The sequence below is a fragment of the Myxococcus llanfairpwllgwyngyllgogerychwyrndrobwllllantysiliogogogochensis genome, from assembly GCF_006636215.1.
Lineage (GTDB): Bacteria > Myxococcota > Myxococcia > Myxococcales > Myxococcaceae > Myxococcus > Myxococcus llanfairpwllgwyngyllgogerychwyrndrobwllllantysiliogogogochensis.
Genome location: NZ_VIFM01000038.1, coordinates 13,670 through 32,108, shown reverse-complemented (window position 1 = coordinate 32,108; position 18,439 = coordinate 13,670). Strand labels below are relative to the sequence as shown.

The window sequence follows — 18,439 nt, the reverse complement described above, 5'->3', positions numbered from 1 at the left end:
CTCGGCAACGCGGGAATAGCTCAGTTGGTAGAGCGTCAGCCTTCCAAGCTGAATGTCGTGGGTTCGAATCCCATTTCCCGCTCCAAACGTTGTAGTTCATAGCATCGCCAAGCCCTGATAGCTCAGTTGGCAGAGCGCATCCTTGGTAAGGATGAGGTCACCAGTTCAATCCTGGTTCAGGGCTCCATTTTTTAGAGGAGTGTCATGGCCAAGGAGAAGTTCGAGCGTAACAAGCCCCACGTGAACATCGGCACGATCGGACACGTGGACCACGGCAAGACGTCGCTGACGGCGGCCATCACGAAGGTGCTGGCGAAGACCGGCGGCGCCACGTTCCTGGCGTACGACCAGATCGACAAGGCGCCGGAAGAGCGTGAGCGCGGCATCACCATCTCCACGGCGCACGTGGAGTACCAGACGAAGAACCGGCACTACGCGCACGTGGATTGCCCGGGTCACGCCGACTACGTGAAGAACATGATCACGGGCGCGGCGCAGATGGACGGCGCCATCCTGGTGGTCTCGGCCGCGGACGGCCCGATGCCCCAGACGCGTGAGCACATCCTGCTGGCGCGCCAGGTCGGTGTTCCGTACATCGTGGTCTTCCTGAACAAGGTCGACCTGCTGGACGACCCCGAGCTGCGCGAGCTCGTGGAGATGGAAGTTCGCGACCTGCTGAAGAAGTACGACTTCCCGGGCGACTCGATTCCCATCGTCCCTGGCTCCGCCATGAAGGCGCTCGAGGGTGACACGAGCGACGTCGGCGAGGGCGCCATCCTGAAGCTGATGGAGGCGGTGGACAGCTACATCCCGACGCCGCAGCGCGCGACGGACAAGCCCTTCCTGATGCCGGTGGAAGACGTGTTCTCCATCGCCGGCCGTGGAACGGTGGCGACGGGTCGCGTCGAGCGCGGCATCATCAAGGTCGGCGAGGAAGTCGAAGTCGTCGGTCTGCGCGACACGCAGAAGACCGTCGTCACGGGCGTGGAGATGTTCCGCAAGCTGCTGGACGAGGGCCGGGCGGGAGACAACATCGGCGCGCTGGTGCGTGGTCTGAAGCGCGAGGACATGGAGCGCGGGCAGGTGCTGGCCAAGCCGGGCAGCATCAAGCCGCACACCAAGTTCAAGGCGCAGATCTACGTGCTGTCGAAGGAAGAGGGTGGTCGCCACACCCCGTTCTTCAAGGGATACCGTCCCCAGTTCTACTTCCGCACGACGGACGTGACGGGAACGGTGAAGCTGCCTGAGAACGTGGAAATGGTGATGCCGGGCGACAACATCGCAATCGAGGTGGAGCTCATCACCCCGGTGGCGATGGACAAGGAGCTGCGCTTCGCTGTTCGCGAGGGTGGCCGCACGGTGGGCGCCGGCGTCGTGGCCGAGGTCATCGAGTAATACGCCTGGGAGGCCGTAGGGTCTCCTGGCTCCACTTTCCGGATTTAGAGGGGAGGGCACCTTCTGGTAGCCTTCCCCTCTCGTGTCTGATGAGGTAGGTCATGCCGAAGGGCAATCGTTCCATTATTTCGCTCGAGTGCACGGTGTGCAAGGAGCGGAACTACACGACCACGAAGAACAAGCGGAAGAGCCAGGACAAGCTCGAATTGAGCAAGTTCTGCTCGAAGTGCCGCAAGCATACGGACCACAAGGAAGGTAAGGTCTAGGTCGGTAGTTCCTGAGAGTTTCTAGGCCAGTAGCTCCAACGGTAGAGCAGCGGTCTCCAAATCCGCGTGTTGGGGGTTCGAATCCCTCCTGGCCTGCCAAGTCTCAGTGGGAGCGGGGCCCCCGGTACCTGGAGGTACCGGGGGTTCCTGTGTTTCCGCAGTTCGTAAAATTTCGCATTCGCAGTACCTCGTGAGGCACCATGGCGACGGCATCAGAGGCCAGCCAGCAGGCTAACCGCTCGGCGATGGATCCGAAGCGGCTCGTGGTCATCTTCTACCTCCTCGCCGGCATCATCCTGGCGCTGTTCCTGGAGCGCCTCTTTGGGGCGTTGTGGGCCAGCTTCGGATGGCCCGACTCGGTTCTCATCGAGGGGTTGGATTGGAAGGTGTCCACCCTCGTGGGCTACCTGGTGGCCGTGGGGCTTGCGCTGGTCGGATTCTTCCATCCAAAGACGCACACGCTCTCCATGGAGGTCGCGTCCGAGTTGATGAAGGTCTCCTGGCCTACCTGGCCGGAGACCCGGACGTCGACCATGGCCGTGGTCGTCGCCTCGCTTGTCGCCGCGGTGCTGCTCTTCTGCATCGACACCGTCGCGTACAACTTGATGGTGGAGTGGCTGCCGGCCCTGTGGGGGAAGCTGTAATGGCCATGAAATGGTACGTGGTCCACACCTACTCGAACTTCGAGAACCAGGCGAAGAAGAGCCTGGAGGAGAAGGTTCGGCTCGAGGGGTTGCAGGACCAGTTCGGTGAAATCCTCATCCCCATGGAGCAGGTCGTGGAGATGGTGAAGGGCGAGAAGAAGACGTCTCGCCGCAAGTTCTTCCCGGGCTACATCTTCGTGCAGATGGAGCTGAACGACCGGACGCTCCACCTGGTGAAGAACACGCCGAAGATCACCGGCTTCCCCGGGACGGTGCAGAACCAGAACCCCCTGCCCATCTCGGACCAGGAGGTCGCGCGGCTCACGTCGCAGATCTCCGAGGGCACGCTCAAGCCCAAGCCCAAGGTGCAGTTCGACGATGGTGACACGGTGCGCGTCATTGACGGGCCCTTCGCCAACTTCAACGGCACGGTGGAAGAGGTCAACGCGGAGAAGGGTCGCGTGAAGGTGCTCGTGAGCATCTTCGGTCGCGCCACTCCCGTGGAGCTGGACTTCATGCAGGTGGAGAAGACCACCGGCTAGTTTTTCGCGGGCGGCTCGGGTAGAGCGCGCCTCGCACACCTTCCGCGCCCTTCGGGGCGCGGTTCCATGGGTGGGAGGGCCTCCCCGTCTGGAGGCCCGTCAGGACCACCCCCTCGAAAGGCAGTAGTCAGCCGATGAAGAAGGTCACAGGTCAGGTCAAGCTGCAGATTCCCGCCGGCAAGGCGAACCCCGCTCCGCCGATCGGCCCCGCGCTCGGTCAGCAGGGCGTGAACATCATGGAGTTCTGCAAGCAGTTCAACGCGAAGACGCAGGCGGAGGCCAAGGAGGGACTGATCATCCCGGTGATCATCACCGTCTATCAGGACCGCTCCTTCACCTTCATCCTCAAGACGCCTCCGGCGGCCGTCCTCATCAAGAAGGCGGCGGGCCTGCACACCGACAAGAAGAAGGGTTCGGGCGCGAAGAAGCCTGGCAAGGAGAAGGTGGGGCAGATCACCCGGAAGCAGCTCGAGGAGATCGCCACGAAGAAGATTCAGGACACCACCGCCGCGTCGCTTGAGGCCTGCATGAACACCATTGCTGGCACCGCGCGCTCCATGGGCATCGAAGTCGTCGGCTAAGCCGCCGCCCCACTCACGGACGAGGATTTCTGTCATGGCTCAGAATGGGAAGAAGTTCCGCGCGGCCGCCACGCTGGTGGATCGCGAGAAGCGCTACAGCATCGCCGAGGGCTTTCAGCTCCTGAAGAAGACGGTGGATGCGCGGGCGTCGAAGTACGACCAGACGGTCGATGTCGCCATCAACCTGGGTGTGGACCCCAAGCACGCGGACCAGATGGTCCGTGGCGCCGTGGTTCTGCCCAACGGCACGGGTGCCACCGTGCGCGTGGCCGTGTTCGCGAAGGGCGAGCGCGCCACCGAGGCTGGCAACGCGGGTGCGGACATCGTCGGCGCGGAGGATCTCCAGAAGCGCATCGAGGAGGGTTTCCTCGACTTCGACACCGTCATCGCGACGCCCGACATGATGGGTATCGTCGGTCGCCTCGGTAAGGTGCTCGGTCCCCGTGGCCTCATGCCGAACCCGAAGGTCGGCACGGTGACCATGGACGTGGCCAAGGCCATCCGCGACGCGAAGGGCGGTAAGGTCGACTTCCGCGCGGAGAAGGCCGGCATCGTCCACGCGAAGATGGGCAAGGCCTCCTTCGCGGTGGACAAGCTCGAGGGCAACTTCAACGCGCTGGTGGACCTGGTGATGAAGCTCAAGCCGGCCACCGCCAAGGGCGTGTACCTGAAGGGCATCGCCATCTCGACGACGATGGGCCCGGGCATCAAGATCGATACCCAGGAGATTCTGGCCCGCCACCGCTAGGCGGACAGCAGGCAGGGCGGCGCTCCCATCCCCGCACAGGGGGTGTCAGAGGCGCCGCTCGCCTGACGTCTCAGGTTCGAAAGTTCTGGATCTTTGCTGAAGCCGGGGGTATAGGCCCCCGGCTTTTGCAATTGGAGCGCCACGTCGTGAGACGGGTGTTCCGACCTGGTTCATGACAGCAGGGACCCGGTCAGAGGAGAAGTGCCCCGTTGGGAACCGGACAACCGGTCGGGGCATGGCTTCCCCTGTCGGGTTCAAACGGCCGAAAGGCCAGCCCTGCCGAGACTGGAGGTGCGTTGTGGTGTCTCTCGGAGACTCCTCTCGCTCTGCCACTTTGGCCCAGGCATCACGCCCGTCGGAAGACGGGCCAGTAAGGAGGTGAGTCAAAGTGCTGAAGAGCGAGAAGGAGGAGATGATCAAGGAACTCCACGAGAAGTTCTCGCGGACCAAGTCGGCCGTCGTTGCCGAGTTCTCCAAGGTGGATGTGGAGACGGTGACGAAGCTGCGCCGGAAGTTCCGTGAGGGCAACGTCGAGTACAAGGTCATCAAGAACACGCTGGCGCGTCGTGCGGCGCAGGGCACGGACGTGGCTGTCATCGCTGATGACTTCACGGGTCCCGTGGCGCTGTGCATCAGCTACGGCGATGTGGTGGCCCCGGCGAAGATCCTGACCGAGTTCACGAAGGACCTCGAGGACAAGATCAAGATCCGCAGCGCCGTGGTCGACGGCCGCAAGGTCGACGCCGCCGGTGTCAAGCAGCTGGCGAAGCTGCCGGGTCTCAACGAACTCCGAGCGCAGTTGCTCGGGATGATCACCCAGCCGGCCACCAAGCTGGTTCGGACGATTGCCGCCCCGGGTACGCAGCTCGCGCGGGTCATTCAGGCCCACGCGGACAAGTCGCAGGGGTAGTTTTCCTCATCTGTCCGAGAAGTTTTTCTACACCCACCTTTTCGGCCGTTCCTCCCTTTGGGAGTAAGGCCGTTAGTCAATCCAAGAAGGACACAGTTCCATGGCTGACCTGAACGCAATCGTTGATTCGCTTTCCTCCCTGACCATCATCGAGGCCGCCAACCTGGTGAAGGCCCTCGAGGAGAAGTGGGGCGTCTCCGCCGCCGCCGCCGCCGTTGTCGCCGGTCCCGCGGCGGCCGCCGCCGCTCCTGTTGAGGAGAAGACGGAGTTCACGGTGGTGCTGGCGAACGCCGGCGCCAACAAGATCAACGTCATCAAGGAGATCCGCGCCATCACCGGCCTGGGCCTGAAGGAGGCCAAGGACCTGGTCGAGGGCGCGCCCAAGACGGTCAAGGAAGGCGTCAACAAGGACGACGCCAAGAAGATCAAGGACCAGCTCGTTGCCGCTGGCGCCACCGTCGACGTCAAGTAAGTCGAACAGGAGCTGCTTGGTTTCCGGGAATTCCCAAGCAGCTTCCTGACCGAATGAGCAGGCCGGCGCTCCCAGTGAGGGGGGCTGCCGGCTTTGCCCATTTGACAGTTGCAAATTTCCCGGCGCCGCCGCGCGTTATTGATGTTTGCCCCGCCCGAGCAGCCGTCCCCGGAGCCAGAATGCCGACGCAGATCCAGAACAATTTCCGCGTGCGGAAGACCTTCGCCAAGATCGCGAAGATCATCGACATTCCCAATCTTATCAACATCCAGAAGCAGTCCTACGAGAAGTTCCTCCAGGCCGATATCGCCCCGGAGAAGCGTGAGGACGTCGGACTTCAGGGTGTCTTCAACTCGGTATTCCCGATTCGGGACTTCAACGAGACGTCGTCCCTGGAGTTTGTCAGCTACCACCTGGAGAAGCCGAAGTACGACGTCGACGAGTGCCACCAGCGCGGGATGACCTATTCCGCCCCCATCAAGGTCGTGGTCCGCCTGGTGGTGTGGGACAAGGATGAGGAGACTGGCGCCCAGTCCATCCGTGACGTGAAGGAGCAGGAGGTCTACTTCGGGGAAATCCCGCTGATGACCCAGAACGGCACCTTCATCATCAACGGAACCGAGCGCGTGGTGGTCAGCCAGCTGCACCGCAGCCCGGGTGCCTTCTTCGACCACGACAAGGGCAAGAGCCACTCGTCTGGCAAGCTGCTCTACAACGCCCGCATCATCCCCTACCGCGGTTCGTGGATCGACTTCGAGTTCGACCACAAGGACCTGCTGTACGTGCGCATCGACCGCCGGCGCAAGCTGCCCGCGACGGTGCTCATCCGCGCCCTGGGCGCCGTCAGCGACACCGCGAAGAAGAACCCGCTGGAGTTCAAGGGCTCCACCGAGGAGATCCTCAACTACTACTACGCCACGGAGACCATCTACCTCCAGAGCGCGACGGACTTCGAGAAGAGCGTCGAGCTGGAGCTGCTCCCGGGCCAGCGAGCCACCCGCGACATCAAGACGAAGACGGGCGAGCTCATCGTCAAGAAGAACCGCAAGTTCACCCGCGCCGCCATCAAGAAGCTCGAAGCGGCGAAGATGAAGACGCTCCCCATCGACGCGGATGAGCTCTTCACGAAGGTGTCCGCCTACGACGTGGTGGACGAGAACACCGGTGAGGTCATCCTCGAGTGCAACGAGGAAGTCTCGCAGGACAAGGTCGACGAGCTCCTGAAGCGCAACATCAAGGAGTTCAAGGTCCTCTTCATCGACAACCTCAACGTGGGTCCGTACCTGCGTGAGACGTTGATGCTGGACAAGCTCGAGACGCCCGAGCAGTCCATCATGGAGATCTACCGCCGCCTGCGTCCTGGCGATCCCCCGACGCCGGAGACGGCGATCAACCTGTTCACCAACCTGTTCTTCAACCCCGAGCGCTACGACCTGTCCAAGGTCGGTCGCCTCAAGTTGAACTTCAAGTTCGGCCTCGAGGAGCCTCTCGACGGGCAGATCCTCACCAAGCGGGACATCCTCGAGGTGATCCGCTACCTGATCGATCTGAAGAACGGCAAGGGCACCATCGACGACATCGACCACCTCGGCAACCGCCGGGTGCGCGCGGTGGGTGAGCTGCTGGAGAACCAGTACCGCATCGGTCTGGTTCGCATGGAGCGGGCGATCAAGGAGCGCATGAGCCTCCAGGAGATCGAGACGCTCATGCCGCACGATCTCATCAACGCCAAGCCCGTCACGGCGGTCATCAAGGAGTTCTTCGGGTCCAGCCAGCTGTCGCAGTTCATGGACCAGACGAACCCCCTGTCCGAGGTGACGCACAAGCGTCGTCTGTCCGCGCTCGGGCCCGGCGGTCTCACCCGCGAGCGCGCCGGCTTCGAGGTGCGCGACGTGCACCCGACGCACTACGGCCGCATCTGCCCCATCGAGACGCCGGAAGGTCCGAACATCGGCCTCATCGCGTCGCTGTCGACCTATGCGCGCGTCAACGAGTTCGGCTTCGTCGAGACCCCGTACCGGAAGGTCGAAGCGGGCATCGTGACGACGGACGTGGCCTTCTACTCGGCGCTTGAGGAGGAGAAGCACACCATCGGTCAGGCGAACGCCGAGACGGACAAGAAGGGCAAGTTCGTCAACGCGCTCGTGTCCAGCCGCCGCGGCGGTGAGTTCGTCCAGGCTCGCGCCGAGGACGTGGACCTGATGGACGTGTCTCCGAACCAGCTGGTGTCGGTGGCCGCGTCGCTCATCCCGTTCCTGGAGAACGACGACGCCAACCGCGCCCTCATGGGCTCCAACATGCAGCGCCAGGCGGTGCCCCTGCTGCGCACCAGCGCTCCGCTGGTGGGTACGGGCATCGAGGCCATCGTCGCGCGCGACTCCGGCGTGACGTGCGTGGCCAAGCGCGACGGCACGGTGGAGAGCGTGGACGCCGGCCGCATCGTGGTGAAGGCGGACGTGCCCGCTTCGCTCAGCGACGTCTCGAGCGAGGTCGACATCTACAACCTGCTCAAGTACCAGCGCTCCAACCAGAACACCTGCCTCAACCAGAAGCCCATCATCAGCAAGGGCGACAAGGTCCGGAAGGGTGACGTCATCGCCGACGGCCCGGCCACCGAGACGGGTGAGCTGGCGCTGGGCCAGAACGTGGTCGTCGCGTTCATGCCGTGGCAGGGCTACAACTTCGAGGACTCCATCCTCATCAGCGAGCGCATCCAGAAGGATGACGTCTTCACGTCGATCCACATCGAAGAGTTCGAGTGCATCGCGCGAGACACCAAGCTGGGCAAGGAAGAGATCACCCGCGACATCCCGAACGTGGGTGAGGAAGCCCTCAAGGACCTCGACGAGAGCGGCATCATCCGCATCGGCGCCGAGGTGAAGCCCGGCGACGTGCTGGTGGGCAAGATCACCCCGAAGGGCGAGACGCAGCTGTCTCCCGAAGAGAAGCTGCTGCGAGCCATCTTCGGCGAGAAGGCCGGCGACGTTCGTGACAGCTCCCTGCGCGTGCCTCCGGGCGTGGTGGGCACCGTCATCAACGCCAAGGTGTTCAGCCGCAAGGGCGTGGAGAAGGACGAACGCGCCAAGCAGATCGAGTCCATGGAGGAGGCGAAGCTCCTCAAGGACCAGAACGACGAGATCAAGGTCCTCCAGGACAGCGCCATCGGCCGCATCCGCGCGCTGGTGCGTGGCAAGGAGGTCCAGGGCAAGCTCGTGGACGACAAGGGGAAGATCCTCCTGAAGAAGGGGGACATCCTCGACGACGCGCTGCTGGCCACCGTGCCCTACAAGTACTGGGGCGAGATCTCCGTCGGCGACCCGCTCGACTCTCGCGTGCGCGACATCCTCCGCAACCTGGAGGAGACGAAGGAGGCCGTGAAGCTGGCCTTCGGCGAGAAGATCGCCCGTATCAAGAAGGGCGACGAGCTGCCTCCTGGCGTCATCAAGATGGTGAAGGTGTACGTCGCCATCAAGCGCAAGCTGGCCGTGGGCGACAAGATGGCCGGCCGCCACGGAAACAAGGGCGTCGTGTCCCGCATCCTCCCCGAGGAGGACATGCCGTACCTGGAGGATGGCCGTCCGGTGGACATCGTCCTCAACCCGCTCGGCGTTCCCAGCCGCATGAACATCGGGCAGATCCTCGAGACGCACCTGGGCTGGGCCGCCAAGGGCACTGGCGAGGCGCTGCAGCGCTACGTGGAGGACAACTGGAGCGCTGACGCCATCAAGGTCCGCCTCAAGGCCATCTACGGTGAGGAGACCGCGTTCGGCGAGTTCCTCGACAAGCTGGATGAGGAGGAGATCAAGCAGCTCTGCCGTCGCTCCAAGCGGGGTATCCACGTGGCCACGCCGGTGTTCGACGGCGCGCACGAGCTGGAGATCCACCAGCTGCTGGACGAGGGGAAGCTGCCCCGCACGGGCCAGATGGTGCTCTTCGACGGGCGCACGGGTGAGCCGTTCGACCAGAACGTCACCGTCGGCGTCATGTACATGCTGAAGCTGCACCACCTGGTGGACGAGAAGATCCACGCCCGGTCCATTGGTCCCTACTCGCTCGTCACCCAGCAGCCGCTGGGCGGCAAGGCGCAGTTCGGCGGTCAGCGACTGGGAGAGATGGAAGTCTGGGCGATGGAGGCCTACGGCGCGGCGTACACGCTGCAGGAGTTCCTCACCGTCAAGTCGGACGACGTGGTGGGCCGCACGCGCATGTACGAGGCCATCGTCAAGGGCGACAACGTCCTGGAGAGCGGCCTGCCCGAGTCGTTCAACGTGCTCCTCAAGGAGCTCCAGTCACTCGCGCTCGACGTCGAGCTGCTGGAGAGCGCACCCCCGGAGCGGCAGCGCAGCTTCGGCGGTGACTTCCTGGGTGGTGGTGGTGACGGCGAAGACCGGAAGACCGGTACCGACGCCTGAGAGAGCCGGAGCGCCCGCCTGACCGGCCGCCCGCCACCCTGAAAAGGGTGGGCGCGGCCGGGTCCGGGGCGGGGGCCCGAATCAGCTGGCGTTCCCCACGGGGGACGCCTCACGAGATTTCGGAGGCAACGTGAAGGACATTTTCAACTTCTTCGAGAAGCCGAAGGACCCGCTGTCGTTCAACGCCATCCGCATCGCGCTGGCGTCGCCCGACAAGATCCGCCAGTGGTCCCATGGCGAGGTGAAGAAGCCGGAGACCATCAACTACCGCACGTTCAAGCCGGAGCGTGACGGCCTGTTCTGCGCCCGCATCTTCGGGCCGGTGAAGGACTACGAGTGCAACTGCGGCAAGTACAAGCGCATGAAGCACCGCGGCGTGGTGTGTGAGAAGTGTGGCGTGGAGGTCATCCAGTCGAAGGTCCGCCGCGAGCGCCTGGGTCACATCACCCTGGCCACGCCGGTGGCTCACATCTGGTTCCTCAAGTCGCTGCCGAGCCGCATCGGCAACCTGCTCGACATCACGCTCAAGGAGCTGGAGAAGGTCCTCTACTGCGAGAGCTACATCGTCCTCGACCCCAAGTCGACGCCGCTGACCAAGGGCGAGCTCATCAGCGAAGAGAAGATGCACCGGCTCTACCAGGAGCACGGTGAGGACTCCTTCACCACGGGCATGGGCGGCGAGGCCGTCCGCGAGATGCTCAAGGCGCTGGACGTTGAGCGGCTGTCCGAGGACCTACGCAAGGACATGCGCGAGACCACCAGCGAGGCGAAGCGGAAGAAGTACGCCAAGCGCCTGAAGGTGGCCGAGGCGTTCCGCGTCTCCGGCAACAAGCCCGAGTGGATGATGCTGGACGTGATTCCGGTGATTCCGCCGGACCTGCGCCCGCTCGTTCCCCTCGACGGTGGCCGCTTCGCGACCTCCGACCTGAACGACCTCTACCGTCGCGTCATCAACCGCAACAACCGCCTCAAGCGCCTCCAGGAGCTCAACGCCCCTGACATCATCATCCGCAACGAGAAGCGGATGCTGCAGGAGGCGGTGGACGCGCTGTTCGACAACGGTCGCCGCGGCAAGACCATCACCGGCCCGAACAAGCGGCCGCTCAAGTCGCTGTCCGACATGCTCAAGGGCAAGCAGGGCCGGTTCCGTCAGAACCTGCTCGGCAAGCGCGTGGACTACTCGGGCCGCTCCGTCATCGTCGTCGGTCCCGAGCTGCGCCTGCACCAGTGCGGCCTGCCGAAGATCATGGCGCTCGAGCTGTTCAAGCCGTTCATCTACAACAAGCTCGAAGAGAAGGGTTACGTCACCACCATCAAGTCGGCGAAGAAGATGGTGGAGAAGGAGCGTCCCGAGGTCTGGGACATCCTCGAGGACGTCATCCGCGAGCACCCGGTGCTCCTCAACCGCGCCCCCACGCTGCACCGCCTGGGCATGCAGGCCTTCGAGCCCGTGCTCATCGAAGGCAAGGCCATCCAGCTGCACCCGCTCGTCTGCGCGGCGTTCAACGCCGACTTCGACGGTGACCAGATGGCCGTGCACGTGCCGCTCTCCATCGAAGCTCAGATGGAAGCCCGCGTGCTGATGATGTCGACGAACAACATCCTCAGCCCCGCGAACGGCAAGCCCATCATCGTCCCGACGCAGGACATGGTGCTCGGCATCTACTACATGACCCGCGCCCGCGAGTTCGCCAACGGCGAGGGTCGCGTGTTCAGCTCGCCCGACGAGGTGCGCGCCGCGCACGACCACGGCGAGGTGCACCTGCAGGCGAAGGTGGTCTGCCGCATCGATGGCGTCCGCAAGGAGACCACCGTCGGCCGCGTCCTCCTGTGGGAAGTGGTGCCGCGCCGCGTGGGCTTCGACGCCATCAACAAGGTGCTCGACAAGAAGTCGCTCGGCGGCCTCATCGACCTCTGCTATCGCCTCACTGGCGAGAAGGAGACGGTGCTGCTCGCGGACCGCATCCGCAGCCTCGGCTACTACAACGCGACCCGCGCCGGCATCTCCATCGCGCTCAAGGACATGATCATCCCTGCGAAGAAGCAGGAGTTCCTGGACTACGCGCGCAAGGAAGTGGCGGAGATCGAGAACCAGTACCTCGAGGGCCTCATCACCGACGGTGAGCGCTACAACAAGGTCATCGATATCTGGGCCGAGGTCACCGAGAAGGTCGCCCAGGAGATGATGCAGCAGATCTCCCAGGAGGAGACCTCCGGGGACAAGGACGGCAAGCGCGAGTCGCGCAAGCAGCCCTCGTTCAACCCCATCTACATCATGGCCGACTCTGGCGCGCGTGGTAGCGCCCAGCAGATTCGCCAGCTGGCCGGTATGCGCGGCCTGATGGCGAAGCCCTCCGGCGAAATCATCGAGACGCCCATCACCGCGAACTTCCGCGAGGGCCTCTCCGTGCTGCAGTACTTCATCTCCACGCACGGCGCTCGTAAGGGTCTGGCGGACACGGCGCTCAAGACGGCCAACTCCGGTTACCTCACCCGCCGTCTCGTCGACGTGGCGCAGGACGCCATCATCAACGAGTACGACTGCGGCACCATGGACGGTCTGTTCATTGGCGCCCTGGTCGAAGGCGGAGAGATCATCGAGCCCCTTGGCGAGCGCATCCTGGGCCGCGTGGCCCTCGATGACATCCTCGACCCCGTCACGGGCGAGGTGCTGGTGCGCGCCAACGAGGAGATCGACGAGGAGCGCGTCCGCCGCATCGAGAACAGCGGTCTGGACAAGGTGAAGATCCGCTCGGTGCTCACGTGCCAGGCCAAGCGCGGCATCTGCGTGGAGTGCTACGGACGTGATCTGGCCCGCGGCCGGAAGGTGTCCGTGGGCGAGGCCGTCGGCGTCATCGCGGCGCAGTCCATCGGTGAGCCGGGTACGCAGCTGACGATGCGCACCTTCCACATCGGTGGCGCGGCGACTCGGCGCGCGGAGCAGTCCAGCCTGGAGAACCGCTACGCCGGTAAGGTGAAGTTCGCGGGTCTCACCACGGTGCAGAAGGTGGATGGCACCCTGGTCGCGATGAACCGCAACGGCGAGCTCGTCGTGGTCGACGACTCCGGCCGTGAGCGCGAGCGCTACCAGATCATCTACGGCGCCCGCATCCTCATCAAGGAAGGGCAGCGCATCGAGCCGGGTACGCTCGTGGCCGAGTGGGATCCGTTCGCGATTCCGCTGCTCACCGAGGTCGGCGGCACCGTCCGGTACGAGGACATCATCGAAGGCGTGACGATGTCCGAGACGCTCGACGAGGTCACCGGTCTGTCCCGGAAGACCATCATCGAGTCCAAGGATCCGGAAGCGCGTCCGCGCGTCTCCATCCGCGACGCCCAGGGCAACACGAAGGACCTGCCCTCGTCCCGCAACCCGGCGAGCTACTTCCTGCCGCAGGGCTCCATCATCACCGTCAACGACGGCGATGAGATCCACCCGGGCGAAGTGCTCGCCAAGGTGCCCCGCGAGACGACGAAGACCAAGGACATCACGGGCGGTCTGCCCCGCGTGGCCGAGCTCTTCGAGGCCCGCAAGCCGAAGGACGCCGCGGCCATCGCGGAGATCGACGGCGTGGTGTCGTTCGGCAAGGACACCAAGGGCAAGCGCAAGCTCATCATCACCCCCGAGGTGAATGGCGAGCAGCGCACGGACCTGGCCAAGGAGTATTTGATCTCCAAGGGCAAGAACATCAGCGTCCACTCTGGCGACCGCGTGAAGGCCGGCGAGGCGATGATGGACGGTGCGGCCAACCCGCACGACATCCTCAAGGTGCTCGGCGAGAAGGAACTCGCTCGCTACCTGGTGGACGAAGTGCAGGAGGTCTACCGACTCCAGGGCGTGAAGATCAACGACAAGCACATCGAGACGATCGTCCGGCAGATGCTCCGCCGCGTGCGCGTCACCGACGTGGGCGACACCAACTTCCTCGTCGACGAGCAGGTCGAGAAGTGGGTGTTCGAGGAGGAGAACGAGAAGATCATGGCCGAGGGCAAGCGCCCGGCCGTGGGTGAGCCGCTGCTGCTCGGCATCACCAAGGCTTCGCTCTCCACCGAGTCGTTCATCTCGGCGTCTTCCTTCCAGGAGACCACCAAGGTGCTTACCGAGGCCGCCATCAACGGCAAGGTGGACTACCTGCGCGGCCTCAAGGAGAACGTCATCATGGGCCGGCTCATCCCCGCCGGCACGGGCCTGCCGAACTACAAGCACCTCGACATCGAGGTGGAGAGCCCGACCGACGAGGTCAACGAGATGGAGGCCGCTCTGGCGGGCGCCCATGGCGACGGAGGCCCCCTGGCCCCGCCGTCCCAGCGCTCGGAAGGCACCCAGACGACCGGCGCCGCCTAGCGCCCACCGGCCGCCCCCCGGGCGTGCCGACCTGCTTCCCTCCGCCGCCCCGGTGTTCGCACCGGGGCGGCGGTTTCATTTTCTGCCCCCAGTAAATCCGGACTTCCCGGACGTTGGCCTTGACGGTGATGGCGCGCTGCGTTAAGTTTTGCGCGAAGACTTTTGACACGCCGGGTGAGCCCCCGGCGACGCCAGGACTGAAAAGGGGAAGACGACATGGCCACGACGAAGCAGGCGGCGACGAAGAACGAGACGACCACGACCGAGGCGAGCGCCGAGGCGGTGAAGAGCGGTCTTTCGAACGTGGAAGTATTCCTGAAGGCCCAGCTCGCTCATGCGCAAAAGCGCATCGAGGAGCTGGAGGGCGAAGCCGGCAAGGTGGTGAAGGCGCTGGACGCCCGCCGCGTGGAGGCCACCAAGGAGGCGCAGTCGCTGTGGACGAAGTTCCAGGCGGGTGAGCTGCTGACGGACCCCCGCGTGAAGGAGCTGGGCACGAAGGTGAACGCGGCCGGCACGGAGCTGCGCAAGCGTCTGGATGGGCTGCAGGCCAGGGTGGTGGAGACGGTGGGCGTGGCCAGCCAGTCCCAGCTTCAGGAAATCAACAAGGAGTTGTCCAAGCTGTCGCGCAAGGTGGACGCGCTGCTCAAGCCCATCCGCCGCAACGGTGCCGCGAAGGGTTCCGAGACCACGCCGCGCGCCTGAGAGCGCCGCGTGGTTGACGGTTGGTGCCCCCTACCTACTCCACGAGTGGACACGGAGCAGGGCAGGGGGCTCGTTCTCGTTTCCTTCACCCCGGGGGTGTGATTACGTGGCAGGTCCGTTCGACTGTTCCAGGCTTGCTTGCCTGGTGCACCCCCTCCCGGAGAGACCCATTGGACAACAAGCCCGAGGCCCCCCGAGAGAAGAACCCTGTCGCGGAAACTTTTGAGCGCATCTGGAGTCAGGCGCTCCTGGCCGTGAACACCGCCGAAGAGGAGGCCTCCCGGGCCGTACAGCGGGTGGCGGCCGTGGCGGGCTGGAGCCAGGACGAGGTGAAGCGTCAGGCCCAGGCGTTCTCGGACCGGCTGGCGGGTCACCGCAAGGACCTGGAGCACAACGTGGAAGACAAGGTCCGTACCGCGCTGACCCGGATGAAGCTGCCCCGCCGCGAGGAACTTCAGGCGTTTGGTTCCCGATTGGACCGCCTGGCCGAGCGCATCCAGGCCCTGGAGCAACGTAAGTGAAGGCCCCCGCCCACACGGGCGGGAGGTCTTTCGGTACGCGGTTCTTCGAATCTCTCCACGCCCTGAGTTCCGGCTGCTCCCGACTCCCCTTGCTGGCAGGGGTGGCGCTCGTCATGTCCGCGCGGCTGGTGCCGCTGCTGGAAGAGCGTCCGGTGCAGCCCGTCGTCCCCGAGCGCGTGGGGGCCGAGAGTGCTTCTCCGGAAGCCTCCCTCATCGACGTCGTGCTGTCCCGCCGCGCGCCGGACCTGGGGCTCACCCTGCGGCGGCAGCTGGGACAGGCCATCGCGGAGGAGGCTCGGACGGCGGGGTATGATCCGCTGCTCGTGCTGGCCCTCATCGACGTGGAGTCCGACTTCGCCGAAGAGGCCGTCTCCGAGAAGGGCGCCCGCGGGCTGATGCAGATCAAGCCCAGCACGCTCCACTTCCTGGCGGAGAAGGAAGGGCTGCGCCTGTCCCGCGAAGAGGTGACGGCGGACACGGCCCTCTGCGTCCGGCTGGGCATCCGCTACCTGCGCTCACTCCAGGACCGCTTCGGTGGCGACCTGGAGCTGGCGCTGATGGCCTACAACGCCGGTCCCACCCGCATCCGCAACGCCATCAAGCAGGGCGAGCTGGAGCGCTTCCGGCGCTACCCGCGGGCGGTGCGACGCGACTTCCGCCGCTTCCGCGAGGGCCATGGCCTGGGTGGAGACTGGGCCCTGGCGCAGCGCGAGGTCCCCAGCGCCGAGCCGACGCCCTGACGCGTCAGTGAATCTCCAGGCCGCACGCCCGCTCCAAGCGGGTACATGTGCGCCTTGTCCCGTTCCCCAGGGTGCGCTAAGCGTTGCAAGTGCCCGGGACTGTTGGAGATTCCGAGGAGTGACTACATGAATCGCCCGTTTTCGAGCGCGGCACTCGCCGCCGCCCTGGTGGCGTTGTCCCCGCTGGGGGCCCTTGCGGGCTCCGTCTACCTCAACGGTGTGTTGATCGACGGCGTCACCAACCAGAAGTTCGAGAAGGCCACCGTCCGCATCGACGAGGCCGGCAACATTCACATCGACGCACCGGGCTACCGCGCGTCGACATCGAGCGTGACGCCTCCTCCGACGGCTCCCGCGCAGGCCGCCGCGCCGCCCGCGACTCCCGGGACGACTCCCGCCGCCGCGCAACCCTCCACGCCGCAGGCCATGGCCGTGCCCGCCGCCGCGCAGGGGACGCCTCCCGCCGCCGCCACCCCCGCCGTGGCCACGACGCCGGGGCGCATCACCCAGCGCTACTGGCTGGTGACGGAGCAGACGGTGCCGGGGATGACGGAGTACGACATCGACGTGTACGTCAACTCGCGCTGGCTCCGGAAGCTGCGTGGCAATGAGGACCAGGTGGTCGTCGATGTCACCAAGCACCTGCAGCCGGGGAGCAACCAGGTGATGTTGATGGCGCGGAAGGTCAGCACGGGCTCGAGGCGCAGCGATTCGCCCAAGCACGTGTTCCGGGTCATCATCGGCGAGGGCAACGAGGGGGGTGGGAACGTGATGATCGACAACCCCCTCATCCGCTTCCAGACAACGGCGGCGGAGTCGAAGGACGTCACACAGGAATTCACCCTCACCACGCGCTGACGGGGGAGGGGCCACGGAGAGACACGTCGTGTTCAACCTGGATGAGCGCTACCGCGGCCTTCCCGCGACGCGCGAACAGATCCTCGCGCTGCACACCTCGCTCAACACGCCGCATGTGGCCATCCCCGGCAAGCAGGCCGGACCGTCACAGGCGTTCGTCGTGGGCCTCCGCGGAGGGCAGGGGGCAGCCGTCTTCGTCTACCTCTACCTCTCCGAGGCCGAGGACTGCGCGGTGTACCTGTCCGGCCGCCGCAACATGACGGCGGACGAGTACCGCGACGACGAGGGCGAGGCGCTCGCCTTCGTCGAGTCGCTCGGCTTCATGATGGATGACGCCAACTGGCGCGCGCAGCCGGCGGAGCAGCAGGACGAAATGCTCAAGGCGCTGCCGGTCTTCTTCAAGGACCCCAAGCTCGTGCCGGCGGTGAAGGCGCGCGCGGAGGAGAAGAAGAACGTCACCACCACCCTGGGCCGGTTCCTCGCGGCCTTCTGAATCCCGTCTCCCACTTCCTTCCCGCCGTCGAGAACCGCTCCCATGCTCCGCCTCGTCTCAGCCTCCTGCTCCCTCGCGCTCGTGCTGGCGCTCTCCGGTTGTGTCCACACCCCCACGGAGAAGGAGCGCCGCAGCGCGGAGATTCACTACGACCTGGCGCTCCAGGCCCAGCAGCAGGGGCACCTCCAGGACGCGCTGCGCGAGCTGCAGGTGTCCCTGGACAACGACCCGGACTACCCCGAGGCCCACAACGCCATGGGCATCCTCCTGCACATGGCCTTCAGCCGTCCGGCCGAGGCGGTGGGGCACTACGAGCACGCGCTGAAGGTGCGGCCCGGCTTCTCCGAGGCCCGGACCAACCTGGCCAACGTCCACCTGGACCAGGCGCGCTACGACGAGGCCATCAAGCTCTACGAGCAGGTCCTCAACGACATGCTCTACGTGACGCCCTACATCGCCCAGGCCAACCTGGGCTGGGCGCTCTACAAGAAGGGCGACACGGCGCGTGGGGTGGGGAGCCTCAAGGCGTCGGTGACGACCAACCCCGGCTTCTGCCTGGGCTACCGCAACCTGGGCATCATCTACGACGAGACGGGCAAGCTGGATGAGTCGTGCCGGCAGTTCTCCCGCTTCCGTGAGAACTGTCCAGAAGCGGCCGAAGCGCACATGCGCGAAGGCGTCTGTCTGGCGAAGCAGGGGCAGGCGGATGCCGCCAAGCAGGCCTTCGAGTTCTGCGAGGCCAAGGCGAAGTCCAGCGAGCAGGAGATGAAGGACGACTGCCGAAGGCTGCTCGAAAAGCTCTAGTCTGCT

16 protein-coding genes and 3 tRNA genes are annotated in these 18,439 nt (G+C 65.0%); all 19 read left to right on the top strand.

Annotation, left to right across the window (positions count from 1 at the left end; all coding sequences use genetic code 11):
- Positions 1–9 precede the first annotated feature (9 nt).
- A tRNA-Gly gene (locus tag FJV41_RS12330) sits at positions 10–85 on the top strand.
- Between the two features lie 26 nt (positions 86–111).
- Positions 112–187: transfer RNA gene (locus tag FJV41_RS12325), tRNA-Thr, on the top strand.
- Between the two features lie 17 nt (positions 188–204).
- Entirely contained in the window at positions 205–1,395 is a 1,191-nt protein-coding gene (tuf, locus tag FJV41_RS12320) for an elongation factor Tu (protein ID WP_141642654.1), read from the top strand.
- A 101-nt stretch (positions 1,396–1,496) separates the two neighbouring features.
- Complete coding sequence (gene rpmG, locus FJV41_RS12315; protein ID WP_046713307.1) at positions 1,497–1,661, top strand: 50S ribosomal protein L33; 165 nt, start codon at positions 1,497–1,499, stop codon at positions 1,659–1,661.
- A 23-nt stretch (positions 1,662–1,684) separates the two neighbouring features.
- Positions 1,685–1,760, top strand: a tRNA-Trp gene (locus FJV41_RS12310).
- 101 nt (positions 1,761–1,861) lie between these two features.
- Positions 1,862–2,305, top strand: a complete 444-nt coding sequence (secE, locus tag FJV41_RS12305; protein WP_141642653.1) for a preprotein translocase subunit SecE — start codon at positions 1,862–1,864, stop codon at positions 2,303–2,305.
- Positions 2,305–2,847: a transcription termination/antitermination protein NusG gene (nusG, locus tag FJV41_RS12300; protein WP_011553122.1), complete on the top strand. Its 543-nt coding sequence runs from the start codon at positions 2,305–2,307 to the stop codon at positions 2,845–2,847. The genes secE and nusG overlap by 1 nt, the downstream gene beginning before the upstream one ends.
- Before the next feature lie 134 nt (positions 2,848–2,981).
- Positions 2,982–3,428, top strand: coding sequence for a 50S ribosomal protein L11 (rplK, locus tag FJV41_RS12295; RefSeq protein ID WP_141642652.1), 447 nt, complete (start codon positions 2,982–2,984; stop codon positions 3,426–3,428).
- Positions 3,429–3,462: 34 nt separating this feature from the next.
- On the top strand, positions 3,463–4,176 hold the full coding sequence (gene rplA / locus FJV41_RS12290) for a 50S ribosomal protein L1 (protein WP_141642651.1): 714 nt from the start codon (positions 3,463–3,465) through the stop codon (positions 4,174–4,176).
- A 388-nt stretch (positions 4,177–4,564) separates the two neighbouring features.
- Positions 4,565–5,086, top strand: coding sequence for a 50S ribosomal protein L10 (rplJ, locus tag FJV41_RS12285; protein ID WP_141642650.1), 522 nt, complete (start codon positions 4,565–4,567; stop codon positions 5,084–5,086).
- A 100-nt stretch (positions 5,087–5,186) separates the two neighbouring features.
- Positions 5,187–5,558: a 50S ribosomal protein L7/L12 gene (rplL, locus tag FJV41_RS12280; protein ID WP_141642649.1), complete on the top strand. Its 372-nt coding sequence runs from the start codon at positions 5,187–5,189 to the stop codon at positions 5,556–5,558.
- Between the two features lie 179 nt (positions 5,559–5,737).
- Positions 5,738–9,970, top strand: a complete 4,233-nt coding sequence (rpoB, locus tag FJV41_RS12275) for a DNA-directed RNA polymerase subunit beta (RefSeq protein WP_141642648.1) — start codon at positions 5,738–5,740, stop codon at positions 9,968–9,970.
- A gap of 130 nt (positions 9,971–10,100) precedes the next feature.
- Positions 10,101–14,315: a DNA-directed RNA polymerase subunit beta' gene (gene rpoC / locus FJV41_RS12270; protein WP_141642647.1), complete on the top strand. Its 4,215-nt coding sequence runs from the start codon at positions 10,101–10,103 to the stop codon at positions 14,313–14,315.
- A 216-nt stretch (positions 14,316–14,531) separates the two neighbouring features.
- Positions 14,532–15,017 carry a hypothetical protein gene (locus FJV41_RS12265; protein ID WP_141642646.1) on the top strand — a complete coding sequence of 162 codons (486 nt, stop codon included), beginning with the start codon at positions 14,532–14,534 and terminating at the stop codon, positions 15,015–15,017.
- A gap of 170 nt (positions 15,018–15,187) precedes the next feature.
- Positions 15,188–15,538, top strand: a complete 351-nt coding sequence (locus FJV41_RS12260; protein ID WP_141642645.1) for a phasin family protein — start codon at positions 15,188–15,190, stop codon at positions 15,536–15,538.
- A complete protein-coding gene (locus FJV41_RS12255; protein ID WP_141642644.1) occupies positions 15,535–16,278 on the top strand; it encodes a lytic transglycosylase domain-containing protein in 744 nt (247 codons plus the stop codon). The genes FJV41_RS12260 and FJV41_RS12255 overlap by 4 nt, the downstream gene beginning before the upstream one ends.
- Before the next feature lie 126 nt (positions 16,279–16,404).
- Entirely contained in the window at positions 16,405–17,136 is a 732-nt protein-coding gene (locus tag FJV41_RS12250; RefSeq protein WP_141642643.1) for a hypothetical protein, read from the top strand.
- Positions 17,137–17,164: 28 nt separating this feature from the next.
- Positions 17,165–17,629: a social motility and stimulation tgl protein gene (locus FJV41_RS12245; protein ID WP_141642642.1), complete on the top strand. Its 465-nt coding sequence runs from the start codon at positions 17,165–17,167 to the stop codon at positions 17,627–17,629.
- A gap of 42 nt (positions 17,630–17,671) precedes the next feature.
- Positions 17,672–18,433 (top strand): social motility TPR repeat lipoprotein Tgl, encoded by a 762-nt coding sequence (tgl, locus tag FJV41_RS12240; RefSeq protein WP_141642641.1) that lies wholly within the window; start codon positions 17,672–17,674, stop codon positions 18,431–18,433.
- The last annotated feature ends 6 nt before the right edge of the window (positions 18,434–18,439 follow it).